The sequence below is a fragment of the Streptomyces sp. NPDC050485 genome (genome assembly GCF_044458185.1).
Classification (GTDB): Bacteria; Actinomycetota; Actinomycetes; order Streptomycetales; family Streptomycetaceae; genus Streptomyces.
Window position 1 is genome coordinate 174,320 of the sequence record NZ_JBITHR010000002.1, and the last position, 23,982, is coordinate 198,301.

Genomic DNA, 23,982 nt, shown 5'->3' on the forward strand with positions numbered 1-23,982 from the left:
CGTATGGAGCGGGTAAGCGCAGTGCGATGATGACCCCGCCATGTCTTCCCCCCACGCCCCAGCAGGCGCCGGTCTCCGGCTGTTCAGGGCCGCGGTGTTCGCCGCGGTCTGCGTCGTGCTGTCCGCGATGGGGCACGTCATGGCCGCCTGTGCGACCGTCCCCTGGTGGACGCTGCTCGCCGGTTTCCTCGGGGTGTTCGCCGTGGTGTCGCCGCTCGCCGGGCGGGAGCGTTCACTGCCGCCCATCGCGGCCGCGCTCGCGGCCGGACAGCTCGCCCTGCACACCCTTTTCGGCGTCGGCCAGCACACGGCGGCCGCCTCCGGCGACGGATCCACCGGCGACCTCCCTCTGGTGCGATTCGCCGGCAAACTTCTCTGCGGCGCCGGACCGGCCCCGCTCACCGCGGCACAGGCCCAGCGGATCGTGACCGACGCGGGCATCGACCCCGCCCGGGTCGCCGGCGGCCACGCGAGCACGGCCGGCATGCCCGGGATGGCCGACATGATGTCGGGCATGGCCGGCAGCGCCCCGGGCTCGGCGCACTCCGCGTCGCTCGCCGCCTCGCTGCTGCCCTCGCTCCCCATGCTGCTCTGCCACCTGCTGGCCGCGCTGGCCACCGGGTGGCTGCTGCGGCGCGGCGAGGCCGCCCTGTTCCGGGTGGTCCACCTGGCCGCCGAGTCCGTCACGGCCGCCGCCGAGGCCGCGTCCGTACGCTCTCTGCGGCACGCCCTCGCGTTCGTACGGTCCCTGTGCGCCGGGCTCATGACGGCGGACCAGCAGGGCCCGCGCGCCCCCCGCGCACACCAATCCGCCCCCGTTCCGCTGGCCGGGGCGCCACTTCAGCACTCGGTGATCAGGCGCGGGCCGCCCGCGGCATACGCCCTCGCAGCCTGAACGCGGCCCACTCCGCCCACGTACCGCAGGAGTGGTGTCGCGGGTCCCCGCGCACCCTGGCGCGGTGGACCGTCCGCACCTTCCTGCTGACTGGAGTGTCTCTAGCCATGAACGTTGCCCGTTCGCGTACCCGTGTCGCCGTCGTCGGATCCATCGCCGCCACCTCCGTCCTGCTGCTTTCGGGGACGGCCTTCGCCCACGTCACCGTGCAGCCGGAGGGCGCCGCCGCCAAGGGGGGTTACGCCTTCGTCGACTTCAAGGTCCCCAACGAGCGCGACAACGCCAAGACCGTCAAGCTTGAGGTCTCACTGCCCACCGACCACCCGCTGGCGTCCGTGATGCCGCAGCCGGTGCCCGGCTGGACCGTCGAGGTCACCAAGTCCAAGCTCGACAAGCCGCTGACCGTGCACGGCAAGCAGATCAACGAGGCCGTCACCAAGGTGACCTGGACCGGCGGGGCGATCGAGCCCGGCCAGGTCCAGAAGTTCCCGCTCTCCATCGGCACCCTGCCCACCGACACCGACCAGCTCGTCTTCAAGGCCCTCCAGACGTACGACAACAACGAGGTCGTCCGCTGGATCCAGGATTCGAAGAAGGGCGCGCCCGAGCCCGCGAACCCGGCGCCCACCCTTCAGCTCTCCGCGCCGACCGGTGCCGGTGCCGCCGCGAGTCCCGCGGGCAAGAAGACCGAGGCCTCCGCCACGTCCTCGTCCTCCACCGACACCACCGCCCGCATCCTGGGCGTCGTCGGGATCGTCGTCGGCATCGCCGGGGTGGCCTTCGGCGTGTTCGCCGGTCGCCGCCGCTCCGCGTGATCCGCCCTTTCACCCTTCGACCGGAAAAGACCGGAAAATCTCCTCATGCGCACTAAGACCGCGCTGACTGCCGCCGCCCTCGCGGCGGCAACGGCGCTCACCCTGACCGCGTGCGGCGGCGGTGACAGCGGCTCCAAGCCCGTCGCCGATGTCTCCGCCTCGGCGAAGACCCAGGCCGCGACGCTGCTCGACCGGCCGTTCCCCAAGCCGGACCTCGTCCTGACGGACACCAACGGCAAGAAGTTCGACTTCCGCGCCGAGACCAAGGGCAAGCCGACGCTGATCTACTTCGGCTACACCAACTGCCCGGACGTCTGCCCGCTGACCATGGGCAACATCGCCGTCGCCAAGAAGGCGCTGCCCAAGGCCGAACAGGACAAGCTCCAGGTGGTCTTCGTGACCACCGACCCCGAGCGGGACACCCCCGCCTCGCTCGGCAAGTGGCTCAAGGGCCAGGACCCGTCGTTCATCGGCCTGACCGGCGACTTCGCCACCATCCAGGCCGGCGCCCGCCAGCTCGGCATCGGCATCGACCCGGCCACCAAGGACAAGAACGGCAAGGTCGTCTCGATGCACGGGGCGCAGGTCATCGCCTTCTCCCCCAAGACGGACCAGGGGTACGTCCTCTACGGCGAGGACGCGACCGTGGCCGACTACACCAAGGACCTGCCGAAGATCATCAAGGGGGAGAACCCGTGAACCGCCGCACCACCCGCACCATCCGCTCCACCGCCGCCGCCGCGATAGCCCTGTCCGCGGGTCTCGCCCTCGCAGGCTGCTCCTCCAGCGCCGAAGCCAAGCCGAAGCTCCAGGTCAGCGACGCGTTCATGCCGCAGCCGACCAGTGACATGGCCGGCGGTTTCCTCACCGTCAAGAACGACAGCGGGACCGCCGACAAGCTCACCAAGGTCACCAGCGACCTCTCGGACAACATCACGATCCACGAGACGAAGAACCAGAAGATGCAGGAGGTGACGTCCTTCGACATCCCCGCCAACGGCGAGCTGGACCTCGAACGCGGCGGCAGCCACATCATGTTCATGGGTCTCAAGCAGCAGCCGAAGGCGGGTGGGAAGGTCACCATCGAGCTGCACTTCGAGAAGGCCGACCCGGTCAAGGTCGACCTCCCCGTGAAGGAAGCCACGTACAACCCGAAGCACCACTGAGGCACCCAGAGGGACTTGAGGGACTGACATGACGGCCACCGCCCCACGCCTCGGAACCATCGCGAGCCGGCCCCTGACCCGGCTGCTGCTCGTCACGGTTGCGCTGCTCGGCGCGCTGTTCGCAGGCGCCGTACCCGCGTCCGCGCACGCCGCGCTCACCGGCAGCGACCCGAAGGAGGGGGCGGTGGTCGCCACCGCACCCGCCCAGGTCGCCCTCACCTTCTCGGAGGGCGTCGCCCTGGACGCCAACTCCATCCGGGTCCTGGACCCGACGGGCAAGCGCTCCGACACCGCCGAACTCGTCAACCTGTGCAGCGGCAGCGTCGTCAAATACGGCGTCCGGCTGCGCACCGGCATCCCCAACGGCACCTACACGGTGGCCTGGCAGGCGATCTCCGCCGACAGCCATCCGGTGTCGGGTGCCTTCACCTTCTCCATCGGCGCCCCCTCCGCGACCGCCGCCGTCATCCCCAGCCAGCAGGTGGGCGGCGGCCTCGTCGGCGTCCTCTACGGCATCACGCGGTACGCGGCGTACGGCGGCTTCGTGCTGCTCACGGGCGGCGCGGCCTTCGTGCTCGCCTGCTGGCGGCAGGGGGCGACCGTGCGCCCGGTGCAGCGCGTCGTCGTCGGCGGCTGGCTCACGATGACCGTGGCCACCCTCGCGATGCTGCTGCTCCGCACGCCCTACACGGGTTCCGGGAACCTCGCGGACGCCTTCGACCTGAACGGGCTGCGGGCGGTCCTGGAGACCAAGCCGGGCGCGGCACTGATCTCCCGGCTGCTGCTGCTCGGCGCCGCCGCCCTGTTCGTCTCCGTGCTGTTCGGGGCGTACGCCAAGCGAGACGACGAGGCCGAGAAGAAGGACCTCACGTTCGGCCTGGCCATCGGCGGGGCCGTCGTCGCCGCCGGTCTGGCCGCGACCTGGGCACTCTCCGAGCACGCCTCCACCGGTCTGCAGCCCGGCATCGCCATGCCCGTCGACGTCCTGCACCTGCTGGCCGTCGCGGCCTGGCTCGGCGGGCTGGCCACCCTCCTGGTCGTGCTCTACCGGACCCCGGGAATCGAGCGCGCGGCCGTGCTGCGGTTCTCGCGCGTCGCGCTGTGCAGCGTGGCCGTGCTCGCCGCGACCGGGCTGTACCAGTCCTGGCGGCAGGTCGGCACCTGGTCGGCCCTGGTCGACACCGCCTACGGGCAGTTGCTGCTCGTCAAGGTCGGCCTGGTCGCCGTGCTGGTCGGGACCGCCTCGGTCTCGCGGCGCTGGACCGCGCGCCTGTCGGAGCACACCGCGCCGGAGGCCGAGGCCGCCGCGATCGTGGAGCAGCGGGCGAGCGAGCCGGAGCCGGTCACCGTTCCCGACGACGGCGAGGACGCGAAGCGGGCCGCTCAACTCGCGCGCCAGCGGGCCGCGATGAGCACGGCCCGCGAGAAGCGGATCCGGGACGCCGACCCCGAGCGGACCGGGCTGCGCCGCACGGTCCTCGCCGAGGCCGGCATCGCGGTGGTGCTGCTGGCCGTGACGACGGTGCTGACCTCGACCGAGCCCGGCCGCACCCAGGAGGCGGTGGACCGGGCGAGGGCCGGGTCCGAGGTCGCCGTCGCGGACCGGCCGGTCGACATCCGGCTGCCGTTCGACACCGGTGGCCAGAACGGCAAGGGCACCGTCAAACTCACCCTCGACCCGGGCCGCACCGGCGCCAACGACCTGAACGTCCGGCTTGAGGACCCCTCGGGCAAGCCGAAGGACGCCCCGGAGCTGAAGGTCTCCTTCACCCTGGCCGCGAAGTCCGTCGGCCCGCTGCCCGTCGTGCCCGACCGCGTCGCCGCCGGGCACTGGAGCGCGAGCGGCGTCCAGATCCCGATGGCGGGCGACTGGCAGATCTCGGTGACCGTGCGGACCTCCGAGATCGACGAGACCACCGTGGACAAGAACGTCAAGATCGGCTGAGTAGAACTGACATGAGCGAGAGCAAGAACTCCGGCCCGGCCACCACCGGCAGCCCCGCCCTGGACATCTCCCGTCGCAAGCTGCTCGGCACCGTCGGCGCGACGGGTGTGGCCGGCCTGGCGCTGGGGGCCGCGGGCGGCGCGGCGGTCTACGCGGCGGCGGAGGCCCCGGATTCGGGGGCCGCGCTCACGACCGTCGGCGCCACCGAGGTGATGTTTCACGGGAAACATCAAGCGGGGATCACCACTCCGCTTCAGGCCAGCGGCCATCTGATCGCCTTCGACCTCGCCCCGGGCGCCGGCCGCAAGGAGGCGGCGGCCCTGCTGCGGCGCTGGTCGGCGACGGCCAAGTCCCTGATGGCGGGCGAGCCGGCGGGCACCGCGGACACGGGAGTCGCCCTGGACGCGGGCCCCTCGTCCCTCTCCATCACCTTCGGCTTCGGCCACGGCTTCTTCGACCGTACGCAGCTGACCGACCGGCGCCCGGCACAGCTGGACCCGCTGCCCGACTTCTCCTCCGACCAGCTCGACCCCCGGCGCTCGGGCGGCGACCTGTGGGTGCAGATCGGCGCCGACGACGCGCTGGTCGCCTTCCACGCCCTGCGCGCGATCCAGCAGGACGCCGGGGCGGCGGCGAAGGTGCGCTGGCAGATGAACGGCTTCAACCGCACCCCGGGCGCCACCAGGAAGCCGATGACCGCCCGCAATCTGATGGGCCAGATCGACGGCACCGGCAACCCCAAGCCCTCGGACGCCGACTTCGAGCAGCGGATCTTCGTGCCGGACACCGCGCGGCCCGAGTGGATGGCGGGCGGCTCGTACGCGGTCGTACGCCGGATCCGGATGCTCCTGGACACCTGGGAGAAGCTGCCGCTGACCGATCAGGAGAAGGTGATAGGCCGCAAGAAGTCGGACGGCGCCCCACTTTCGGGGGGTACCGAGACGACCAAGATGCAGCTCGACAAGTTCGGCCCGGACGGCAAGCTGGTCATTCCGGAGAACGCCCACGCGCGGATCGCCGCCCCCGAGCAGAACGGCGGCGCGGCCATGCTGCGGCGCGCCTTCTCGTACCACGACGGCATCGCGGCGGACGGTACGCCGGACGCGGGGCTGCTCTTCGTCTGCTGGCAGGCCGACCCCGTCAAGGGCTTCGTACCCGTGCAGCGCAAGCTCGACCGGGGCGACGCGCTGTCGGCCTTCCTGCGGCACGAGGCGAGCGGGCTCTTCGCGGTTCCGGGCGGGCCGAAGGCGGACGAGTACGTGGGCCAGCGGCTCCTGGAGTCGTGACCGGGGCCCGCCGGGAGGAGCCCATCGCGGTGACCACTGGGTGCGGGCGAGTTCGGGCCATTAGTGTGACGTGCATGTCCGCCACGCGATACACCTATCTGGGTCCCGAGGGCACGTTCACCGAGGCCGCCCTGCGCACGCTCCCCGAGGCCGCGACCCGCGAACTGGTCCCGATGGTGTCCGTATCGGCCGCCCTGGACGCGGTGCGCAACGGGGAGGCGGCCGCCGCCCTCGTCCCCATCGAGAACTCGGTGGAGGGCGGCATCACCACCACCCTCGACGAGCTGGTCTCGGGCGAGCCGCTGATGATCTACCGCGAGGTGCTGCTCTCCATCAAGTTCGCACTCCTTGTGCGCCCGGGGACCAAGCTCTCGGACATCAAGACGGTCACGGCGCACCCGGCGGCCCAGCCGCAGGTGCGCAACTGGCTGAAGGCGAATCTGCCGGAGGCGCTCTGGGAGTCGTCCGCCTCCAACGCGGACGGCGCCCGCCTCGTCCAGGAGGGCCGGTACGACGCCGCGTTCGCGGGTGAGTTCGCGGCGGCGACGTACGGCCTGGAGCCGCTGATCACCGACATCCACGACGCGGTCAACGCACAGACCCGCTTCGTGCTCGTCGGCCGCCCGGCCCGGCCCGCGGCGCCGACCGGCGCGGACAAGACCTCGGTGATCATCTGGCAGCGCGAGGACCACCCGGGCGCCCTGCTCGAACTGCTCCAGGAATTCGCGGTGCGCGGGGTCAACCTGATGCTGCTCCAGTCCCGGCCGACCGGTCAGGGCATCGGCAACTACTGCTTCGCCATCGACGCCGAGGGCCACGTCTCGGAGCGCCGGGTGGGGGAGGCGCTGATGGGGCTGCGGCGGATCTGCCCGGAGGTGCGCTTCCTCGGGTCGTACCCGCGCGCGGAGGTGACGCTGGACGACGTCCGGGCGCTACGGGCCGGAACCTCGGACGCGGCGTTCGTGGAGGCGGCGGAGTGGCTGGCGCGCTGCGAGGACGGCCGCCCGTAGGGCTTCGCAGGCCATGGCGGCCCGGTCTCCTGTGCATCAGGCGGTCCTACCTGCTGATTTTCGTTGTCCACAGAGTTATCCACAGGCAGCCTTCTCGACCTGTGGGTAAGTCGACAACGCAACCGGACACAGTCGACAAATCCCTGTAGTGACGGCAGATCAGTCCACAGGACGCCAGGCCGCCCCGTGTCACCTCAATTCCATTGATCAACTCTTTAGAGCGAGCAATTCCCACCCGAATGAGTGTGTGGAACGGGTTTGAGACGGGAATCCTGGGACTCTCATGCGGCTTTCGGAACGATCTCCCGCGCAGTCCACAGATCTCCCGCACAGCCTGTGGATAAGTCTCCGGCGGTGTGCACTTCTGTGGACAAGTCCCTTGCGCGGCACGGCAGTCGGTCAACAACCGTCCACAAAGCGCCCCTTTCCGGGGGAATGGCGTCGATTTCCTTGACGCCCACTCGGGAATTTCAACGTCAGATTCCCTAAATCGGTCAATTCGGACAAAGCGACACGCGGGCGGGCGCACCCCGGATATCCGGTGGGGGGCCGGGAGTCCGCACCGGTAGCCTGGAGGGGTGATTGACCTTCGCCTGCTCCGTGAGGACCCCGACCGTGTTCGCGCCTCCCAGCGCGCCCGTGGAGAGGACGTCGCCCTTGTCGACGCCCTGCTCTCCGCCGACGAGCTGCGCAGGTCCTCGGGCCTCCGCTTCGACGAGCTGCGCTCCGAGCAGAAGTCGCTCGGCAAGCTCATCCCCAAGGCCACGCCGGAAGAGCGCGCCGAGCTCCTGAAGAAGGCCGAGCAGCTCAAGGCCGACGTCAAGGCCGCCGAGGCCGCGCAGAACGGGGCCGACGAGCAGGCCAAGCAGCTGCTCCTCCAGCTCGGCAACATCGTCCACACGGACGTGCCGGTCGGCGGCGAGGAGGACTTCGTCGTCCTGGAGACGCACGGCACGATCCGCGACTTCGGCGCCGAGGGCTTCGAGCCCAAGGACCACCTGGAGCTCGGCGAGGCGCTGGGCGCCATCGACGTCGAGCGCGGCGCCAAGGTGTCGGGCTCACGCTTCTACTACCTGACGGGTGTCGGCGCGCTCCTGGAGCTCGCGCTCGTCAACGCGGCGATCGCGCAGGCGACCGAGGCCGGGTTCATCCCGATGCTCACCCCGGCGCTGGTCCGCCCGCGCGCCATGGAGGGCACCGGCTTCCTCGGCCAGGCCGCCGAGAACGTGTACCACCTGGAGAAGGACGACTTCTACCTGGTCGGCACCTCCGAGGTCCCGCTCGCGGCGTACCACATGGACGAGATCATCGACGCCGACAAGCTGCCGCTGCGCTACGCCGGCTTCTCGCCGTGCTTCCGCCGCGAGGCCGGCACCTACGGCAAGGACACCCGGGGCATCTTCCGGGTGCACCAGTTCGACAAGGTCGAGATGTTCTCCTACGTCCACCCCGAGGACGCCGAGGCCGAGCACCGGCGCCTGCTCGACTGGGAGAAGCAGTGGCTGACCGGTCTTGAGCTGCCGTTCCAGGTGATCGACGTCGCCACCGGCGACCTGGGCGCCTCGGCCTCGCGGAAGTTCGACTGCGAGGCGTGGATCCCGACCCAGGGCAAGTACCGCGAGCTGACGTCGGCGTCCAACTGCGACAGCTTCCAGGCCCGCCGCCTGTCGGTCCGGATGCGCGAGAGCGCCGACGGCAAGAGCAAGGTCCAGCCGCTGTCGACGCTGAACGGCACGCTGTGCGCCGTGCCGCGCACCATCGTGGCGATCCTGGAGAACCACCAGCAGGCCGACGGCTCGGTGCGGGTCCCGGCCGTGCTCCGCCCCTACCTGGGCGGCCGCGAGGTCCTGGAGCCGATCTCCAAGTGAGCACCGCCGTGGGGCGCCCGTTCCCGTACAAGCTGATCGCGACCGACCTGGACGGGACGCTGCTGCGCTCCGACGAGTCGGTCTCGCAGCGCACCCGCGACGCGCTCGCCGCCGCCACCGCGGCGGGCGCCGCGCACATCGTGGTGACCGGCCGGGCGGTGCCCTGGACCCGGCACATCCTCGACGACCTCGGCTACGAGGGCCTCGCGGTGTGCGGCCAGGGCGCGCAGGTCTACCACGCGGGTGAGCACCGGCTGCTGACCTCGGTCACGCTGGACCGCCAGCTCGCCGGTCTGGCGCTGTCCAAGGTCGAGGCGGAGATCGGCCCGCTGGCGCTCGCCGCGAGCCGCGACGGCATCGACGGCGAGGTCCTGGTCGGCCCCGGCTACCGGGTGCAGGAGGGGCCGCTGCCGGTCCTGCACATCGAGGACGTCGCCGAGATGTGGTCGGCCCCGCTGAACAAGGTGTACATCCAGCACCCCGGGTACGACGACGATGCGCTGGCGAAGATCACGCGGCAGGTGGTCGGCAGCCTGGTGGACGTGGTCATGGCGGGCGCGGGCATAGTGGAGCTGCTGCCGCTGGGCCTGAGCAAGGCGACCGGCCTCTCGCTGGCCGCCCGCCGGCTCGGCTGCAAGGCGCGGGACACGATCGCGTTCGGCGACATGCCGAACGACATCCCCATGTTCGGCTGGGCCGAGCACGGCGTGGCGATGGCCAACGCCCATGACGAACTGAAGGCCGTGGCCCACGAGATCACCGCGTCGAACGAGGACGACGGCATCGCCGTGGTGCTGGAGCAGCTGCTCCAGCAGTGAAGGCCGGATCGAATCCGGGTCCACGTCAGCGACGACTACGGTGACGTGAGCAGTAAGTACTGTCGTCAGCAGTAAGTGCCGTTACGTGTAAGGGGCGTCCGCCTTGCGGGCGCCCCTTACACGTACGAGAGGGGCGGCCTCGCGCGGATGCGCGCTCGAAGCGGCCGCCCCGGCAGCCGCTCGCGAGCGGCACGCGGAGTCGTCGGTGCTACTCCGCTGCCTGCCCTGCGCCATCCCGCCGGGAGCTCGACGGACTCGAATGTACGGTCGTCGTCGCGCTCCTCCCCGTTCCAGCGGGTCCGCGTCTTCCGCGTGCGCCTGCCTCAACCACTGTGCCCCGCACGGCCGTTGGCCGCCACTGCTTTTCGCTCGGGTACGCCCCTGGTCAGCGGCCAGCAGGCGAAGCCGATGGCCAGCGCGGTCAAATGGCCGAGGTCGGTGAACGTACCCCCGGTCGCGACCGGGATGCCGAAGAAGCCGATCACCCCCGCGAGGTACAGCCAGCGCCAGGGGTGCGGCAGCCGGTACACGAGGATGCCCGCCGAGGCGGCGAGCCCGTAGCTGACGCCGATGTCCACGACATGGGACATGGCGTGCGCGAGACGCTTGGGCAGATGCTGGTTCTGGATCGACCACAGGACGTACTCCTGGCTGATCAGGGTCGCCACCACATGCCCGACGACGACCGTGCACAGCCAGCGCAGCGTGCCGAGCCAGCGCTCCACCGTGGCGTGCACGAGCTCGAACAACACCAGATAGAGCAGGAACGAGGAGGGGTTCTCGATCCAGAAGGCGCTGGTGAACAGGGACTGCACGGGGTGCTTGGTCAGCTCGTGGATGTTGCTGCTGTTGCGGTGCAGCAGGAAGTGCTCCAGGCCCTGCGAGGAGAGCTCGATGACGAGGCTGGTGATCGCGATGATCAGCAGCCAGATGTGCGTCCCGGGTGCGGAGCGCACCCAGGTCCGGACCGGCCGCGAGGGCTCGGTGCCGCGGTGGAGCGTGGTCGTCATCCCTAGATGATGACGCGGAACGCTGTGGGGCAAGACCAAGGCCGGCTCAGGGAGAGTTGTAGGATGACTGGGCAACCGGGTGAATGGAGAACGACATGGCTCTTCGTACGGCGGGACGGCAGTCCCTGGTGGACACGGTGGTCGATCAGCTGCGCGCCCAGCTCACCAATGGCGAGTGGGCGGTCGGCGACCGCATTCCGACCGAGCACGAGCTCGCCGAGCAGCTGGGCGTCGGCCGGAACACCGTCCGCGAGGCGGTACGCGTCCTGGTCCACGCCGGGCTGCTCGAATCGCGCCAGGGCAACGGCACTTTCGTCCGCTCCACGGCCGACCCCGCCGCGGTCCTCCGGGGCATTCGCGCAGCCGGCGCCCTTGACGTCCTCGAACTCCGCGTCGCATTGGAGGCCGAAGCCGCCCGGCTCGCCGCCGAACGGCGCGACACCAACGACATGGTGGCCCTGCGGGGCGTGCTGCAGACCCTTCGCGAACACGGCGACCGGGCCGCCGACGCCGACATGGCGTTCCACATGGGTGTGGTGCAGGCGACGCACAACCCGGCGTTCATCGAGGTGTACCGGTTCTTCTCGGTGCAGGTGCACGAGAGCCTGATCACCTCGCTGCGCGACGAGGAGATGCCGCCGATCGACCTCGACACCCATGAGGCGCTGGTCGACGCGATCGAGAGCAGCGACCCGGCGGCCGCCGAGCGCGCCGTACGGGAACTGCTGCGGCAGCCCCTGGAAGCAGTGCGCGCGGTGGTGGCCAGGGCCCGCTGAGGCCCCGGTTCACCCTCCGAACACCGAGCTGCACCCTTCGACGTCAGCTCTTCAAAGTCCACTCTTCGGCCTTCGCTCTTCACCCTTCGAGAAAGGTGCTTGTTTTGTCACGCCCGGATGCTGATCAACTGCTGTTGCCGGATGCCGAGGCCGATGTACGGCCCGCGCCCCAAGGCGCTGCCGCGCGACGGGCGCTGCTCGCGCATCCGGTGGTGCTGCTGGTCGGGATCGTGCTGGCGTCGGTGAACATGCGGGCGGCGCTGGCGAGTGTGTCGCCGCTGGTGAGCGAGATCAGCCAGTCGTTCGGGCTGTCGCCGACGGCGAGCAGCCTGGTGACCTCCGTGCCGGTGCTGTTCCTGGGGCTCGGCGCACTGGTGGCGCCCTGGCTGGCGCGCCGCTTCGGCAGCGAGCCGGTACTGCTGTTCGCCCTGCTCCTCCTGGCGGTCGGCATCCTGGTGCGGGTGGTGCACTCGGCGGCGGCGCTGTACGGCGGCGGAGTGCTGGTCGGTACGGCGATAGCCCTGCTCAACGTGCTGATGCCGGGCCTGATCAAGCGCGACTTCCCGGACAAGGCAGCGGCGATGACGTCGGTCTACACCGGCGCGATGATCGCGGGCGCGACGGTCGTGGCGGCCTCCTCGGTGCCGCTGGAAAAAGCGTTCGGGGGCAGTTGGGAGGCCTCGCTGGCGGTGTGGTCGCTGCTCGCGGTCCTCGCGGCGGTGGCCTGGCTGCCGCAGGTGCTGATCGCGCGCGGCCGTACGGGGCATGAGGTACGGGTCGCGGCTTCCGCGGGGCCCGCGGCCGACAAGAGCGTGTGGCGCTCGGCACTGGCCTGGCAGGTCACGCTCTTCATGGGTCTGCAGTCGCTCTGGTCGTACGTGCTGATCGCCTGGCTGCCGACGATCTTCACGGACCACGGCATGAGCCACTCCACCGCAGGCGTGATCTTCGCCTTCAACAACCTGATCCAGGTGGCCGGTGCGTTCGGCGTGCCGCTCCTCGCCGGCCGGATGCGCAGCCAGCGCCCGCTGATCGCTCTGGTCACCTCGCTGGTCGCGGCCGGATACGCGGGCCTGATGATCGCTCCGGTGAGCGGCGCCTGGCTGTGGGCGGCGATCCTCGGCATCGGCCAGGGCGGCGCGGTGGGCCTGGCCCTCACGCTGATCGTGCTGCGCTCCGGCGACGCCCGGACGGCGGCCCGGCTGTCCGGCATGGCCCAGACGGTCGGCTATCTGCTGGCGGCCGCCGGCCCGATCGCCGCGGGCGCGGTCCACCAGGCGACGGGCGGCTGGACCGTACCGATCGCGCTGGTCCTCGGTGTGTGCGCGGCGGCCCTGGCGGTGGGCCTGTTCGCGGCCCGGGACCGGACGGTTTAGCGCGCGCGGTTCGGCCGAACGGGTTTGTCCGGGTGTCCGGCCCGGCCCGGACACCCGGGGGAAACGGTTGTTCCCAACACATGTTCCTCGGATGCGTGACTTGTACGAAAGTCCGCTCGTTGTCAACGTGCGTGGAGGCAACTGGAGTTGCTGGCGTCGTACCTTTCGTGAATTTGGGGATTGCCGGTCGCGGTACAAGAACCGGTCATTGAGTCAGTGGCGTAGATGAGCGGACCTCCACCCCTGTAGCCCGGGGATAGGGCGTCCCAGTCATGCACCAACGACCATGAACGGAAGGCCCGACCATGCCATCCGAAGTCGCCCTGCTCGAATCGCGCACCCTGCGCGCCGACCATCTGGGGCGCGTCGACGTCCTGGAGAAGGTCAAGGCGTTGCAGTTGCTACCTGATGGGTTGCATGTGACCACCGAGGGGGTCGCCCAGTACTTCGCTGTCCACAAGGAGGCTGTGCATAGCATCGTCAGGCGCCATCGCGAAGAGCTGACCATCAACGGAATGATCACTCTTGGTGGCGATGAACTGCGCATTGATGACGTGGTCAAAACGACCACGTCATCCGACGGCAGCCCCGAAAGTTATCCACAGGGGCGCTCCCACCTCCGGGTCTTCACCCGCCGAGCCGTCCTCAACGTAGCCATGCTCCTTCGCGACAGCGAAGTAGCCCGGTGTGTACGCAGCTATCTCCTCGACACCGAGGAGACCCCCCGGACCGTCATCGCGAGTGATCCCCGCTACGACGGTCTGGACCTTCGGGTCACCAACCTGGAGAGTTCCATGGCCCAGATCGGGCCCGCGCTCCAGGAGCTCGGTCCGGTGCTTCGGCGGATGTCGGTGCGGCTGGAGGCCATGGACCACCGCATGGAGGTGATGGACCACCGGATCGAGGCGATGGACCACCGGCTGGAAGCCGTGGACCGGCGGCTCGACGCCACCAACCGCGTGGTCGGAGCGATGAGCGTCCGGCTCGCGGATCTCTCCGAGGACGTCGCGGAGCTCAAGCGGCAGTGGCCCGCCGTTCCGCCGCAGCGCCGCAGGCGCCGGAAGTAGGCCGGGAGCAACCGGCAGCAGGCGGACGATCAGCACAACAGGCGGGGCCCGGCGACGAGTTGTCGTCGCCGGGCCCCGCCCCTGTCCGGGAAACCCCCGTCACTCCTCCCCGGCCAGCTTCAGCGTGCGCAGCTTCCGGCCCGCGTACCAGGTGGCCGCGATGGTCACGCCCACCAGCAGGATCACCGCGAGCGGCAGTCCCACGTCGGAGGAGATCACGCCGTTCGCGCCGATCTTCTCGGCGAGGGCGAGCGACCACTGCTGCACGCTCAGCGTGCGCGCGCCCGGCACCAGGTTGCCGAACAGCGACTCCCAGACCAGCGCGTACACCAGGCCGAAGACCACGGCGTGCCGGGTGACCGTGCCGAGCAGCAGGAAGACGGCGGCGTACGCGATGGACGCGACCAGCGCCGCCACCGTGTAGGCGATCGCGATCTGCTGGCCGTTGCCGTTCAGGATGAACCCGGCGATCAGCGTCGGGATCGCGGAGAAGGCCATCGTCACGGCGATCGCGACGATCAGCTTGGTGAAGATGATCGTCGAGCGCTTCACCGGCTTGGCCAGCAGATAGACGATCGAGCCGTCGTCGATCTCCGGGCCGATCGCGCCGGTACCGGCGATGACACCGATCAGCGGCACCATCGTGGCCAGCGCGAAGCTGCCGAGGAGGTCGGCGGCGACCTGGTCGTCGGCTCCGCTGAAGGAACGTACCGCCGCCGAGATCACGATCAGCAGGGCAGGCAGGACGAAGAGGATGGCGGCCCGGCGGCGGCCGAGCAGAGCCCGGTAGGTGAGCCGGGCGACGGTCGGGTTGTACATGGGAACGTCCGCTCCTTTCTGGAGGCGCTCAGGCCGCTACGAGGTAGGAGAAGACGGATTCGAGGGATTCGTCGGACGGCGAGACCGTGAGCAGCCGGATGCCGTGCGCCTTCGCGACCTGCGGAAGCAGGGTGGTGAACCGGCCGAAGTCGACGGCCTGGATGCGCAGCGCGCCCTCCTTGAGGTCGACCTCGATCCCCGCGGTCGACGGGTCGGCGATCAGCGCCGCGGCCAGCGCCCGGTCGTCGCTGGAGCGGATCAGATAGCGGTGCGGCCGGTCCGTCATCAGACGGCGGATCTTGCGGAAGTCGCCGCTGGCCGCGTGCCGCCCGGCCACGATGACCTCGATGTGCGAGGCCAGCTGCTCGACCTCTTCGAGGATGTGGGAGGAGAACAGGACCGTGCGGCCCTCGGCGCCCATCCGCCGCAGCAGCTCCATCAGTTGCATGCGCTGGCGCGGGTCCATGCCGTTGAAGGGCTCGTCGAGCAGCAGCACCGACGGGTTGTGGACAAGGGCGGAGGCCATCTTGACGCGCTGGCGCATGCCCTTGCTGTACGTCTGGATCTTGCGGTCCTGCGCGTACTCCATCTCGACCGTGGCCAGGGCCTGCCCGGCCTCGCGGGCGCCGAGGCCGTGCAACTCGGCGTTGGCGACGACGAATTCGCGGCCCGTGAGGAAGTCGTACATGGCCTCCCGCTCGGGGACGATGCCGATCTTCCGGTAGACCGACTCGTTGCGCCAGATCTGCTCGCCGTCGAGCGTGACCGTTCCCGTGGACGGGGCGAGGAAGCCGCCCATCATGTTGATGAGGGTGGACTTTCCGGCGCCGTTGGGGCCGAGCAGTCCGGTCACACCGGGGCCGATCGTCATGGTGACGTCGTTGACCGCCACCACATTGCCGAACCAGCGCGAGGTGTGGTCGATGTCGATGGTGGTCACAGCCCGACCTTCCGGTAACGGCGCATCAGCACGGCGTACGAGCCGTAGATCAGCGCGAGGACGACGAGCAGATAGACCGCTCCGGCCCCGGACCCCGGCCCGTTCCCGCCGGGGAAGGAGGAGCTCGCGCCGAGGAACGCGCTCTGCACGCCGTCGATGAGCGTGATGGGGGAGAACAGGCCGAGCCACTGGATCACCGATGTGGAACCCTGGTGGAAGGCGATGCCCTGGACCGCGGAGACCGCTCCGTAGGAGACGGTCAGTACGGCGATGATCGCGGCCACGCCGAACCCGCGGCGCGGCGTCAGCGCGGCGATGACCAGGCCGATGCCGGCGAAGAGGAGCGAGAGCAGTGCCACCGAGACCAGCCCCTGGGCGAACCCCTTCGTCTGGTCCGCGAAGTCGAGTTTGGCGAGCAGCGCGCCGATATAGAGGATCACCAGCGGCGCGCCCGTGATGATGAAGAGCGCCGACGCCATGGCGGCGAACTTGGCCAGGACGTAGTCGAGGCGCTCGATCGGCCGCGAGAAGTACAGCGGCACCGTCTTGAAGCGCAGATCGCGCGAGACGGTCTGGGGTGCCTGGGCGGCGATGAACAGCCCGATGACGGCCTGGAGGAAGATCGCGTACCGGGTGTACTGCACGGGGAGGTCGTTGGCCTTCGTGGCGACGGCGACCGCGACCATGATGGCCGCGGGCACGCACATCACCGCGAACAGCAGCATCGGGAGCACCTTGGACTTGGCGCTGCGGCCCAGTCCGTACGCCCCGCGCAGTGACTGCGAGAAGAGCGAGCGGCGGGCGTAGGCCCGGCCCAGGCGCGGCCCGTCGTAGTTGCGGTAGCCGATGTTGTGGATCTGGGTCTGGGTGCTGTCAGTTGCCATCGTGGCCACCTCCCTTCTGCTCGGCGCCGGCCGCGGTGGCCGCCCATGCGGCGGCGCGTTCGGAGACCGGCTCCCGCGCCGGGGTCTTGAACACCTCGGCGATGTGGTGGCGGCGCTGTTCCATCCGTACGAGACCGAGGCCGAGGTGGGCCACGGTGTCGCGGACCGTGTCGTAGGTGTCCTCGCCGGTGGCCTCGATCAGGAGGATGTGGCCGGCGCCCGGCAGTCCGTCCTCCACGCCCGCGTGCAGCGTGATCCCGGCGGCGGCGAGCGCCTTGCGCACCGTCTCCGTGCCGTCGGGGTGGGTGTCGGAGTCGGTGACCTCGACCGCGAGGGTCGTGGTCATCTGCGTGAAGTCGCTGGTGGAGCTGGAGCGCAGCAACGTGCCGCCGTCGATGACCACTACGTGGTCGCAGGTGCGCTCCAGCTCGCCCAGGAGGTGCGAGGTGACCAGGACCGAGATGCCGAAGTCGGTGTGGATGCGGCGGATCAGGCCGAGCATCTCGTCGCGGCCGACCGGGTCGAGACCGTTGGTCGGCTCGTCCAGGAGGACCAGCTGGGGGTCGTGGACGAGCGCCTGGGCGAGCTTGACCCGCTGCTTCATGCCGGTCGAGTAGCCGCCGATGGGCCGGTAGCGCTCCTCGTAGAGGCCCACGTGGCGCAGTGTGTCGGCGGTGCGTTCGCGGGCCGCGGTGGCCGGCAGGCCCGACATGCGCGCCATGTGCACGACGAACTCGGTGGCCGAGACGTCGGGCGGCAGGCAGTCGTGCTCCGGCATGTAGCCCACCCGCTCGCGGATGGCGCTGCCGCTGGTGGCCACGTCGAGGCCGAGCACGGCAGCGGTGCCCTCCGTGGCGGGCGAGAGACCAAGGAGGATCTTGATCAACGTGGACTTGCCGGCTCCGTTGGCGCCCACCAGCCCGGTCACGCCGGGGCCGATGTCCAACGAGAGCCGGTCAAGCGCGGTCACCCTGGGGAACCGCTTGCTCAGGCTTTCGGTCGCGATCACAGTCACGTCATCGACGGTAGTGGCGCGGGACACACGAATCGTCAGACCAGGCGGCTGGATCCGTGTCCGACTCCAGAGGTACGGACCCGTAGGGGACCCGTACGAGAGGCTGACAGGCTCCCCCCGCCGGGTCACCGGGTTGTCCACAACCGGCTCGCTGTCCACAGCCTGGTGCACGGCTCTTGACGCAGCCGCCGGGCATTGTCACATTCATCAGTGTCAAGTTACGCACGCGTAGGGCGACAGGGGTGGACGGATGCCATCGGCGGTGAAGGCTGAACTCGACACGCGACTGCGCGGGTTCAGGGACGTACAGAGCCTCGCGTACGAGTGCGCGGAGGCGGTTGCCGCGCAGCTCAAACCGGGGGTGACCGAGCGGGAGGCCGCGCGGATGCAGCGGGACTGGCTGCGCGGGCGCGGGGTGCGCGACTGGTTCCACCTGCCGTTCGCCTGGTTCGGCGACCGCACGGCATTCGTGAACTTCCGGGTACCTCTGCAGTTCTTCCCCACCAACCGGCGCCTGGAGGCGGGGATGCCGTTCATCCTCGACATGGCCCCGGTCCACCAGGGCTACACCGCGGACATCGGCTACTCGGGCTGCCTCGGGCTCAACCCGGTGCACAACCGGCTGCTCGCCGACCTGGAGGCGCACCGCGAGCTGATCCTGCGCGAGGTGCGCGAGAAACGGCCGCTGCGCGAGATCTACGAGGACGTGGACCGGCTCATGGTCCGCCAGGGGTACGCCAACCGGCACCGGGCCTATCCGTTCGGCGTGATCGCCCACAAGATCGACCGAGTGAAGGAGCGCCGCTGGTCGCCGAACGTGTTCGGGTTCGGCACCCAGGCGCTGAAGGGCCTGGCGAGCGACGCGGTGCACGGCCACCGGGACGGCTGGTCGCCGCTGTGGTCCCCGTACAAGTTCTCCGACCATCCTCCGCAGCCGGGGCTGTGGGCGGTCGAGCCGCATCTCGGCTTCCGGGGTACGGGTGCGAAGTTCGAGGAGATCCTGGTCGTGACCGACTCCCGGGATCCCGAGCAGAGCGCGTTCTGGCTGGACGACGACCTGCCGCATGTGCGGCGCTGGGCCGAGGAGAAGGCGGCGTGAGCATGGCGAGCGTGAACATCGAAGGGGCGCGCGAGCGCTGGGTGCGGACCGGCGGGATCGAGCTGTGCGTCGCCGAGCTGGGCGACGATTCCCAGCCGACCGTGGTCCTCGTACACGGCTACCCCGACAGCAAGGAGGTGTGGTCCGAGGTCGCCGAGCGGCTGGCCGAGCGCTTCCACGTCGTGCTGTACGACGTCCGGGGGCACGGCCGCTCCACGGCGCCGGCCCCGCTGCGCGGCGGCTTCACCCTGGAAAAGCTGACCGACGACTTCCTCGCGGTGGCGGACGCGGTCAGCCCGGACCGGCCGGTGCACCTGGTCGGCCACGACTGGGGCTCGGTGCAGGGCTGGGAGTTCGCCACGGTCAAGCGCACCGAGGGCCGGATCGCCTCCTTCACCTCGATGTCGGGTCCTTCCCTCGACCATCTCGGGCACTGGATCAAGCACCGGATGAGCCACCCGACCCCGCGCAAGGTAGGCCAGCTCCTCGGCCAGGGCGCCAAGTCCTGGTACGTGTACATGCTGCACACCCCGGTCCTTCCGGAGCTGGCCTGGCGGGGCCCGCTCGGCAAGCAGTGGCCGAAGATCCTGCGGCGCCTGGAGAAGGTGCCCGCCGACGGCTATCCGACGGCGTCCCTTCCCGAGGACGCGGCGCACGGAGCCTGGCTCTACCGCGACAACGTCCGCGCCCGGCTGCGCCGCCCCCGCTCCGACGCCTATGCCCATGTGCCCGTCCAGCTGATCACGCCGCTCGACGACGCGTTCCTCTCACCGCAGCTGTACGCCGAACTGGAGCAGTGGGCTCCGCAGTTGATCCGCCGGACCCTGCCCGCCAAGCACTGGGTGCCGCGCACCAGGCCCGACCAACTGGCCGCCTGGATCAGCGAGTTCGTCCGCGCCAACGAGGACGGCACCCCGGCGCGGGACGCGGTCGCGACGGGCCCGTACGCCGACCGGTTCGGCGGCCAGCTGGTCCTGGTCACGGGTGCGGCGAGCGGCATCGGCCGGGCCACCGCCTTCGCGTTCGCCGAGGCCGGGGCGCGCATCGTGGCCGTGGACCGGGACGCGGAGGGCGCGGCCCGGACCGCGGAGATGTCCCGGCTGATCGGCGCGCCCGAGGCCTGGGGCGAGACCGTGGACGTCAGCGAGGAGCAGGCGATGGAGAAGCTGGCCGCGAAGGTCGCCACCGAGTACGGCATCGTCGACGTCCTGGTCAACAACGCGGGGATCGGGCTTTCCGGCTCCTTCTTCGACACCACCGCCGAGGACTGGAAGAAGGTGCTCGACGTCAATCTGTGGGGCGTCATCCACGGCTGCCGCGTCTTCGGCAAGCAGATGGCCGAGCGCGGCCAGGGCGGCCACATCGTCAACACCGCCTCCGCCGCCGCCTTCCAGCCCTCCCGGGCGCTGCCCGCGTACAGCACGTCGAAGGCCGCGGTGCTGATGCTCAGCGAGTGCCTGCGCGCGGAACTGGCCGGGCAGGGCATCGGCGTCTCGGCGATCTGCCCCGGCCTGGTGAACACCAACATCACCTCGACCACGCACTTCGCCGGGGCCGACACCCAGGAGGAGCAGCGCCTCCAGAAGAAGACCTCGCGCCTGTACGGGATGCGCAACTTCCCACCGGAGAAGGTCGCTTCGGCGATTCTGCGGGCCGTGGTGACGAACCAGGCCGTGGTGCCGGTGACGCCCGAGGCCCGCGGCGCCCACTTCATGTCCCGTTTCGCGCCCGGGGCCCTGCGCGCGATCGCCCGATTGGAGCCGCCGCTGTGAGCACCGAGCGCCGAGAAGGCACGAAAGGCGAGGAGCACTACCGGATAACCCCGCGCCGGGTCTCGTTCGGCTGGGACGGAACACCGCTGCACTGGATACCCGACGAACCCACCGCCACCCATGTCATCAATGTGCTGCACCTGCTACTTCCGGCGGGCGAGCGGTGGTTCGTGAAGGTGTTCAAGGAGGCGCTGCCGCTGGTCAGCGACCCGGTGCTGCTCAAGGACGTCAAGGGCTTCATGGGCCAGGAGGCCACGCACAGCGTGCAGCACGCCTACGTCCTGGACCATCTGGCGGCGCAGCGCCTCGACACCGCCGCCTACACCCGGCACGTCGACTTCCTCTTCGAGAAACTCCTCGGCGAGCAACCGCCGTTCGGGGCGCCGGTACCGACCCAGGAGTGGCTGCGCTTCCGGCTCTCGCTGATCGCCGCGATCGAGCAGTTCACCGCGGTGCTCGGCAACTGGGTGCTGCACGCCGAGGGGCTGGACCGGGCCGGCTCGGACGCGGTCATGCTGGACCTGCTGCGCTGGCACGGCGCGGAGGAGGTCGAGCACCGGGCGGTCGCCTTCGACATGTACCAGCACTGCGGCGGAACGGGCCTGCCCCGGTACGCCCGCCGCGTCGAGGGCATGGTGGTGGTCGCCCCGGTGCTGCTGTGGCTGTGGGCGTGGGGCGCCTCCTACCTGATCCGGCACGACCCCCGGCTCGCCGGCCGGCTGCGCTACTCGCTGCGCGAACACAACCGGGCCGTGCGCCGGGGTCTGCTGCCCAGCTGGAAGGAGCTCGGCACGGCCATACCCCGCTACTTCCGCCGGTCGTACCATCCCTCGCAGGAGGGCTCCCTGCGCAAGGCCGTCGACTATCTCGCGACCTCGCCGGCGGCCCGAGCGGCGGCGGGCGCGGTGGGCCGCGCCGCCTTGGGTTAGAGGAGTGGGTTTGTCCGGGCAGTCAGGGGTTCAGCAGGTGACGCCGACGACGACGGCGACGGCCGAGTACCGGATCGAGGATCTGGCGCACGCCAGCGGCGCCACGGTCCGCACCATCCGCGCCTACCAGGACCGGGGACTGCTGCCCCGGCCCGAACGCCGCGGCCGGTCCAATGTGTACGGGGACACCCACCTGGCCCGGCTGCACCAGATCGCCGATCTGCTCGACCGCGGCTACACCCTGGCCTCCATCAAGGAACTCCTGGAGGCCTGGGACGCCGGCCGGGGCCTCGGCGGCGTCCTCGGCCTGGTCGCCGAGGTCAGCGGCCCCTGGACCGACGAGGAGGCCGCCCGGATCTCCCGAGCCGCTCTCGACGCGACCTTCGGCGGCGACGAGGACGACGCGGCCGTCGCCGACGCGGTGGAACTCGGCATCCTGGAACGCATCCCGGGCAACGACTCCGAGTTCCTGGTCCCCAGCCCCCAAGAGCTCGCCGTGGCAGCGGAGTTGCACGCCGCCGGGGTGCCGCTCGACGCCATCTCCGGACACCTGCGCGAACTGCGCGGCCAGGTGGAACACATCGCGGCCCGGTTCCTCGACTTCACCACGGAACACGTCTTCGCCCGCTATCTGGGCCACCACCCCCCGACCGACGCCGAGGCCGCCGAAGCCGCCGATCTGGTGCGCCGCCTGCGCCCGCTGGCCCAGCAGACCGTCGACGCCGAACTCGCCCGCGCGATGCGCCTGTTCGCGACCCGCCACCTTCAGCGCCATCTGGGAACCCCCGCCGCCGCCCCGCCCACGCCGGACCCCGGCCCGGTGACGCTGCCCGCAGCCACCATCCGGGCCGTTCAGAACCTGGTGGGGCCGGACAACATCACCGCGTTCATCACGGCGGCCACCGAACGCGAGGTGCAGAGCCGCACCTTGGACACCCTCTCGGCCCCAACACGGGGTAGCAAATAGATGCCATCTTACTGAACCAGCCTATATCTGGCCCAAATCCACCAAACCGCCCAAACAACCCTCCAGTTGTCCACAGTGCCGTCAAATTGCCTGTGGATAACGTGACTTCACTGTGGACCAAACCCAACTCACCTCCTCGATAAGGTGATTGGCGTCACTGATCGGCGAGCCAGTTCCCGTGGAAGCCGAACGGCACGCGTTGCGGAAGATGGACCGTCGCGACCGGCGAGGCCGCGAGGTTCTCCGCGTCGACGATGACCAGATCACTGGCATCCCTGGTGGCGTCGTACACATAGCTGAGGAGCCACCCCGGGCCGCCCGGCCGGTCGTCCGCGGGCGCGAACGCGGCCTCCGCCGGCGCCCGCCCCGCCCCGAACTCGTGCCGCTGCACAGCACCCGTCCCCAGGTCATAGCGGAGCAGTGCCCCCGATATCGGCCCCGAGGACGGTGTCTGCGCCACGGTGACATGCCCGAACCGTGCCTCGAGCCCGGCCAGCCGGTCATCGACCCGGGGGAACTCGCACGACTGGTCGTCCAACTGCTCCTCCCGGACCACCCCGGTCGCCAGGTCCAGCGTCCACTGCCACAGGGTGGCCCCGGGTGCCCCCAGCCGCTCGTACCGCACGACGTGCAGCACGATCCGCTCCCCGCGCCCAGCGCCGTCACCGGGCTCGTCGTACGCGTTCAGCGCGTGGAAGACGTAGCAGGGATCGACCGCCAGCCACCGCACCTCGCCATACGGATCGTCCCTTCGCAGCACGCCGAGGCGCGCCCCGTACCCCTCGTCCCAGCGGTAGGGCATGCCGCCGCCGGGCCGCATCGCCCGCTCCAGGTCGAAGACGGCCGGGAGATCCATGAACACCACATGGGACGCGGTGAGATGGAAGTCGTGCATCATCGTCGCCCCGGGCACCTCCACCGGCCGGCTCACCACCAGCTCGCCGCGCGCGTCCGCGCGGTGGTAGGTGACAAACGGCGGGGCGACCATCCCGTACCCGAAGAAGTGCAGCTCGCCGGTGACCGGGCAGGTCTTGGGATGCGCGGTCATCGCGGTGCTGAGCCGGCCGTCGAAGTCGTACGCCCCCAGCGACTCCAGCTCGTGCCCCGGCCGGCCGTCCAGTTCGTACGGGAAGGACGACTCGACCAGCGCGAGGGTGCGTCCCGCATGGCGCACCACGTGGGTGTTGGCGGCTCCGGCGGTGAAGTCCGCGTTGCCCTGCCGGTCGTAGACGCGTGCGCCGTCCGTGAAGGTGGAGGTGCGCACCCAGCGGTTGCGGTAGGAGCGGGCCCTGCCTCCTTCGAGCCGGACGCCGTGGACCATCCCGTCCCCGAAGAACCAGTGGGCGGAAGCGGCGTCGTGCGGGTTGGGTCCGTTGCGTACGTACCAGCCGGACAGCTCGGGCGGTATGGCGCCGGTGACGGGCAGCTCGCAAGTGGTCAGTTCTTCGGCGACGGGGGCGAAGTTGCCCGCGAGGTGCGGCGCCGACGGGGTCGCGGCGGTACCGCTGAAGGTGGCGGTCATGGT

At 70.3% G+C, this 23,982-nt stretch carries 22 protein-coding genes; 16 read left to right on the plus strand and 6 right to left on the minus strand.

Features of this window, described 5'->3' with window-relative positions; genetic code table 11:
* The first annotated feature begins 40 nt into the window (after positions 1-40).
* From ACIBK6_RS04500 to ACIBK6_RS04540, 9 genes are all read left to right on the plus strand, one after another.
* Positions 41-895 carry a hypothetical protein gene (locus ACIBK6_RS04500; RefSeq protein WP_399048719.1) on the plus strand — a complete coding sequence of 285 codons (855 nt, stop codon included), beginning with the start codon at positions 41-43 and terminating at the stop codon, positions 893-895.
* Between the two features lie 107 nt (positions 896-1,002).
* Complete coding sequence (locus ACIBK6_RS04505; RefSeq protein ID WP_399048720.1) at positions 1,003-1,710, plus strand: YcnI family protein; 708 nt, start codon at positions 1,003-1,005, stop codon at positions 1,708-1,710.
* A gap of 45 nt (positions 1,711-1,755) precedes the next feature.
* Entirely contained in the window at positions 1,756-2,409 is a 654-nt protein-coding gene (locus tag ACIBK6_RS04510) for an SCO family protein (protein ID WP_399048721.1), read from the plus strand.
* Positions 2,406-2,876, plus strand: a complete 471-nt coding sequence (locus ACIBK6_RS04515; protein WP_399048722.1) for a copper chaperone PCu(A)C — start codon at positions 2,406-2,408, stop codon at positions 2,874-2,876. Before ACIBK6_RS04510 ends, ACIBK6_RS04515 begins: the two co-directional genes overlap by 4 nt.
* A gap of 28 nt (positions 2,877-2,904) precedes the next feature.
* A complete protein-coding gene (locus tag ACIBK6_RS04520; protein ID WP_399048724.1) occupies positions 2,905-4,821 on the plus strand; it encodes a copper resistance CopC/CopD family protein in 1,917 nt (638 codons plus the stop codon).
* 11 nt (positions 4,822-4,832) lie between these two features.
* Positions 4,833-6,107: an iron uptake transporter deferrochelatase/peroxidase subunit gene (gene efeB, locus ACIBK6_RS04525; protein WP_399048725.1), complete on the plus strand. Its 1,275-nt coding sequence runs from the start codon at positions 4,833-4,835 to the stop codon at positions 6,105-6,107.
* A gap of 74 nt (positions 6,108-6,181) precedes the next feature.
* Positions 6,182-7,117: a prephenate dehydratase gene (gene pheA / locus ACIBK6_RS04530; RefSeq protein WP_399048726.1), complete on the plus strand. Its 936-nt coding sequence runs from the start codon at positions 6,182-6,184 to the stop codon at positions 7,115-7,117.
* Between the two features lie 578 nt (positions 7,118-7,695).
* Positions 7,696-8,985, plus strand: coding sequence for a serine--tRNA ligase (gene serS, locus ACIBK6_RS04535; protein ID WP_399048728.1), 1,290 nt, complete (start codon positions 7,696-7,698; stop codon positions 8,983-8,985).
* Positions 8,982-9,803, plus strand: a complete 822-nt coding sequence (locus ACIBK6_RS04540; RefSeq protein WP_399048730.1) for an HAD family hydrolase — start codon at positions 8,982-8,984, stop codon at positions 9,801-9,803. Before serS ends, ACIBK6_RS04540 begins: the two co-directional genes overlap by 4 nt.
* Before the next feature lie 323 nt (positions 9,804-10,126).
* On the opposite strand, the gene ACIBK6_RS04545 is transcribed toward ACIBK6_RS04540, so the two are convergent.
* Positions 10,127-10,813, minus strand: coding sequence for a rhomboid-like protein (locus tag ACIBK6_RS04545; protein WP_399048731.1), 687 nt, complete (start codon positions 10,811-10,813; stop codon positions 10,127-10,129).
* A gap of 95 nt (positions 10,814-10,908) precedes the next feature.
* Here ACIBK6_RS04545 and ACIBK6_RS04550 point away from each other — a divergent pair, with 95 nt between their 5' ends.
* The 3 genes from ACIBK6_RS04550 to ACIBK6_RS04560 all read left to right on the plus strand — a co-directional run bounded on the left by ACIBK6_RS04550 (position 10,909) and on the right by ACIBK6_RS04560 (position 14,032).
* Positions 10,909-11,589, plus strand: coding sequence for a FadR/GntR family transcriptional regulator (locus ACIBK6_RS04550; protein ID WP_399048733.1), 681 nt, complete (start codon positions 10,909-10,911; stop codon positions 11,587-11,589).
* Between the two features lie 104 nt (positions 11,590-11,693).
* Positions 11,694-12,965, plus strand: a complete 1,272-nt coding sequence (locus tag ACIBK6_RS04555) for a CynX/NimT family MFS transporter (RefSeq protein ID WP_399048734.1) — start codon at positions 11,694-11,696, stop codon at positions 12,963-12,965.
* A gap of 305 nt (positions 12,966-13,270) precedes the next feature.
* On the plus strand, positions 13,271-14,032 hold the full coding sequence (locus ACIBK6_RS04560; protein ID WP_399048737.1) for a hypothetical protein: 762 nt from the start codon (positions 13,271-13,273) through the stop codon (positions 14,030-14,032).
* Between the two features lie 99 nt (positions 14,033-14,131).
* On the opposite strand, the gene ACIBK6_RS04565 is transcribed toward ACIBK6_RS04560, so the two are convergent.
* From ACIBK6_RS04565 to ACIBK6_RS04580, 4 genes are read right to left on the minus strand one after another with little or no spacing between them, the layout of a single operon-like run.
* Entirely contained in the window at positions 14,132-14,851 is a 720-nt protein-coding gene (locus ACIBK6_RS04565; protein WP_399048738.1) for an ABC transporter permease, read from the minus strand.
* Between the two features lie 28 nt (positions 14,852-14,879).
* The gene (locus tag ACIBK6_RS04570; protein ID WP_399048739.1) at positions 14,880-15,791 is read right to left on the minus strand and encodes an ABC transporter ATP-binding protein; all 912 of its coding nucleotides are present in this window, start codon (positions 15,789-15,791) and stop codon (positions 14,880-14,882) included.
* Positions 15,788-16,675: an ABC transporter permease subunit gene (locus ACIBK6_RS04575; RefSeq protein WP_399048740.1), complete on the minus strand. Its 888-nt coding sequence runs from the start codon at positions 16,673-16,675 to the stop codon at positions 15,788-15,790. The genes ACIBK6_RS04570 and ACIBK6_RS04575 overlap by 4 nt, the downstream gene beginning before the upstream one ends.
* Entirely contained in the window at positions 16,665-17,717 is a 1,053-nt protein-coding gene (locus tag ACIBK6_RS04580; protein WP_399048742.1) for an ABC transporter ATP-binding protein, read from the minus strand. Before ACIBK6_RS04580 ends, ACIBK6_RS04575 begins: the two co-directional genes overlap by 11 nt.
* A 223-nt stretch (positions 17,718-17,940) precedes the next feature.
* Here ACIBK6_RS04580 and ACIBK6_RS04585 point away from each other — a divergent pair, with 223 nt between their 5' ends.
* Genes ACIBK6_RS04585 through ACIBK6_RS04600 form a run of 4 tightly spaced genes read left to right on the plus strand, consistent with a single transcriptional unit; the run spans position 17,941 to position 22,457 of the window.
* Positions 17,941-18,789: a M24 family metallopeptidase gene (locus ACIBK6_RS04585; RefSeq protein WP_399048743.1), complete on the plus strand. Its 849-nt coding sequence runs from the start codon at positions 17,941-17,943 to the stop codon at positions 18,787-18,789.
* A gap of 2 nt (positions 18,790-18,791) precedes the next feature.
* Complete coding sequence (locus ACIBK6_RS04590; RefSeq protein WP_399049302.1) at positions 18,792-20,561, plus strand: SDR family oxidoreductase; 1,770 nt, start codon at positions 18,792-18,794, stop codon at positions 20,559-20,561.
* The gene (locus ACIBK6_RS04595) at positions 20,558-21,490 is read left to right on the plus strand and encodes a metal-dependent hydrolase (RefSeq protein ID WP_399048745.1); all 933 of its coding nucleotides are present in this window, start codon (positions 20,558-20,560) and stop codon (positions 21,488-21,490) included. The genes ACIBK6_RS04590 and ACIBK6_RS04595 overlap by 4 nt, the downstream gene beginning before the upstream one ends.
* Before the next feature lie 37 nt (positions 21,491-21,527).
* Positions 21,528-22,457, plus strand: coding sequence for a MerR family transcriptional regulator (locus tag ACIBK6_RS04600; RefSeq protein ID WP_399048746.1), 930 nt, complete (start codon positions 21,528-21,530; stop codon positions 22,455-22,457).
* Positions 22,458-22,611: 154 nt separating this feature from the next.
* On the opposite strand, the gene ACIBK6_RS04605 is transcribed toward ACIBK6_RS04600, so the two are convergent.
* Positions 22,612-23,979: a carotenoid oxygenase family protein gene (locus ACIBK6_RS04605; RefSeq protein ID WP_399048748.1), complete on the minus strand. Its 1,368-nt coding sequence runs from the start codon at positions 23,977-23,979 to the stop codon at positions 22,612-22,614.
* Positions 23,980-23,982: the final 3 nt, after the last annotated feature.

Bases quoted from the DNA above. Each gene is read 5' to 3' on its own strand.
- ACIBK6_RS04500 (WP_399048719.1), top strand. From the start codon at position 41: ATGTCTTCCCCCCACGCCCCAGCAGGCGCCGGTCTCCGGCTGTTCAGG.
- ACIBK6_RS04585 (WP_399048743.1), top strand. From the start codon at position 17,941: ATGCCATCGGCGGTGAAGGCTGAACTCGACACGCGACTGCGCGGGTTC.
- ACIBK6_RS04560 (WP_399048737.1), top strand. From the start codon at position 13,271: ATGCCATCCGAAGTCGCCCTGCTCGAATCGCGCACCCTGCGCGCCGAC.
- ACIBK6_RS04550 (WP_399048733.1), top strand. From the start codon at position 10,909: ATGGCTCTTCGTACGGCGGGACGGCAGTCCCTGGTGGACACGGTGGTC.
- ACIBK6_RS04545 (WP_399048731.1), bottom strand. From the start codon at position 10,813: ATGACGACCACGCTCCACCGCGGCACCGAGCCCTCGCGGCCGGTCCGG.
- ACIBK6_RS04520 (WP_399048724.1), top strand. From the start codon at position 2,905: ATGACGGCCACCGCCCCACGCCTCGGAACCATCGCGAGCCGGCCCCTG.
- efeB (WP_399048725.1), top strand. From the start codon at position 4,833: ATGAGCGAGAGCAAGAACTCCGGCCCGGCCACCACCGGCAGCCCCGCC.
- ACIBK6_RS04510 (WP_399048721.1), top strand. From the start codon at position 1,756: ATGCGCACTAAGACCGCGCTGACTGCCGCCGCCCTCGCGGCGGCAACG.
- ACIBK6_RS04575 (WP_399048740.1), bottom strand. From the start codon at position 16,675: ATGGCAACTGACAGCACCCAGACCCAGATCCACAACATCGGCTACCGC.
- ACIBK6_RS04590 (WP_399049302.1), top strand. From the start codon at position 18,792: ATGGCGAGCGTGAACATCGAAGGGGCGCGCGAGCGCTGGGTGCGGACC.
- ACIBK6_RS04605 (WP_399048748.1), bottom strand. From the start codon at position 23,979: ATGACCGCCACCTTCAGCGGTACCGCCGCGACCCCGTCGGCGCCGCAC.
- pheA (WP_399048726.1), top strand. From the start codon at position 6,182: ATGTCCGCCACGCGATACACCTATCTGGGTCCCGAGGGCACGTTCACC.
- ACIBK6_RS04505 (WP_399048720.1), top strand. From the start codon at position 1,003: ATGAACGTTGCCCGTTCGCGTACCCGTGTCGCCGTCGTCGGATCCATC.
- ACIBK6_RS04565 (WP_399048738.1), bottom strand. From the start codon at position 14,851: ATGTACAACCCGACCGTCGCCCGGCTCACCTACCGGGCTCTGCTCGGC.